2 protein-coding genes are annotated in these 1811 nt (G+C 33.0%); both read left to right on the forward strand.

Annotation, left to right across the window (positions count from 1 at the left end):
* The first annotated feature begins 136 nt into the window (after nt 1-136).
* Nucleotides 137-1372: a hypothetical protein gene (locus Q0977_RS18220; protein WP_046782563.1), complete on the forward strand. Its 1236-nt coding sequence runs from the start codon at nt 137-139 to the stop codon at nt 1370-1372.
* 142 nt (nt 1373-1514) lie between these two features.
* Entirely contained in the window at nt 1515-1709 is a 195-nt protein-coding gene (locus tag Q0977_RS18225; RefSeq protein ID WP_007209356.1) for a hypothetical protein, read from the forward strand.
* The last annotated feature ends 102 nt before the right edge of the window (nt 1710-1811 follow it).

The raw sequence follows: 1811 nt of genomic DNA on the forward strand, positions 1-1811 counted from the left end.
CTATCGCACACCATTGGAAGTATTTTTGAGTTACGTAGGTAAAGATGATTTGTCTAGCTTAATTTGACAAACGAAAAAGTAAAAAAACGTCCGAATTATATCATCAAGGAAAGTAATATAGAAAGAAGGTTTGATTGTGAACAAAAAGGCTAAAATCCCTCTATTATTAGTAATTATATTTTATGCTTTATATTTTACACTAACAAAAGTTGACTGGATGAGTGGAGATGCTCAATGGTTTTCTAAGGTTGATTCTTCCCCAATCAGTTTTGTGATAAAAAGGTATGAAACTTGGTCGTCTCGGTTTTGGATTGAGGGGGCAACTCTGATTGCGAGCAAACACTTAATTTTATTTTATATTTTCACAGTAATTTTGACGCTTTTATTTTTTTATTCTCTGAGTGAACTTTTTTCTTTTAATGAATATGATAGTAATTTAGTTCTTGTTGTCTTTTTTATGGCACTATTTCCGGTTGTTTCTCTTCAATCTGCAGGGCCAATTGCTACAATAGTAAATTATATCTGGCCTAGCGCGTTATTTCTTTATTGGTTAATGACAGATAGACACAGAAAAATGAAAAATATTGGAAGTTTACAAAATTCGCTTAGTATCCTATTTCTGGGACTCGCTGTTTTTAATGAAGGGTTGGCAATTATTCTCTGCCTCTATCTTATTCTTTGCCTTATAGTAGAGAAAAAGAACTTTTTTAATACATATAGAATGATTTGTCTTGTCATTTCTCTATTAAGCTTTTTAAACGTCTTGCTTTGCCCTGGAAATCAAAATCGGGGAATGTTGGAAATGGCAAGATGGTTTCCGACTTTTAATCACTTATCATTTTTAGATAAAATACTCATACAGTTTAATAATATTGCCTCAAATTTGATAGTAAGTCACAATCTCCTTGAAGTTTTAGTTATATTATTATTTATCAAGGCGATTCAAAGGAGGCAAAGACTGTCAATAATTCTATCTGGAGCTGTCATAATGCTGACGAGTGCCTATCATCAACTAATTTCAGACCGACTTAGTGTAATAGTAAAGGAGTCTCCAGAGAAAGAATTTAATCAGCAGATAATTGGGACGCTTTTGCAACCTACTCTCATTTTTGCGACTCTAATCCTTTTGATTGTTTTGATTATTATTCTTTTATATGGTAAGTCAAAAACAAGCTTAATGATAATCGTTTCTATAGTTATTACCTTTTCGTCAGCTATGGCTATAAGCCTATCACCAACCTTGTTAGCTTCGGCAGATAGACCTCTATTGTTCTTATATTTTGCACTTGTATTTAATTGTATTTTCTTAGTCAATGATTTAAGTGAATTTAATGAAAGAAAGGCCAGCATAATCATGGATAAATCTAAGTAGAAAGTTTCCCTAAAAGTTCAAACTAAGGAAAGAATATTCTGCGTAAAGTATCAATTAAAAGGTAAGCGCCCCATAGCACAGTACCTTTCAAATAAAATGACCTCCAACTATACTTGAGTCATCAAGAAGTTTGGAGGTCTTTATGTATAAGTTAAATGAAATTGTTCCTGTTCAACTTGCTCCTGAAAATTCTTCGCCAGAAAAAATAAAGCCACTCACCACCAAATTGGCCCTACGAATTAAGAAGGAAAACGGATCAGAAGTATTGATTTACAATGGTATTAACAACTATATTCTGCAAGCGGTCCTGAAGGAGCTGTTTACTGATGTTTTATGATTTTCTTCACACCAAGCATATCTACATTGTAAGCGCCCCATAGCACAGTACCTAAAAACAAAGACCATCTTCGATTATACTTTGAGTACAAAGAAAAATTGG

The sequence above is a fragment of the uncultured Rummeliibacillus sp. genome, from assembly GCF_934216135.1.
Taxonomy (GTDB): domain Bacteria; phylum Bacillota; class Bacilli; order Bacillales_A; family Planococcaceae; genus Rummeliibacillus.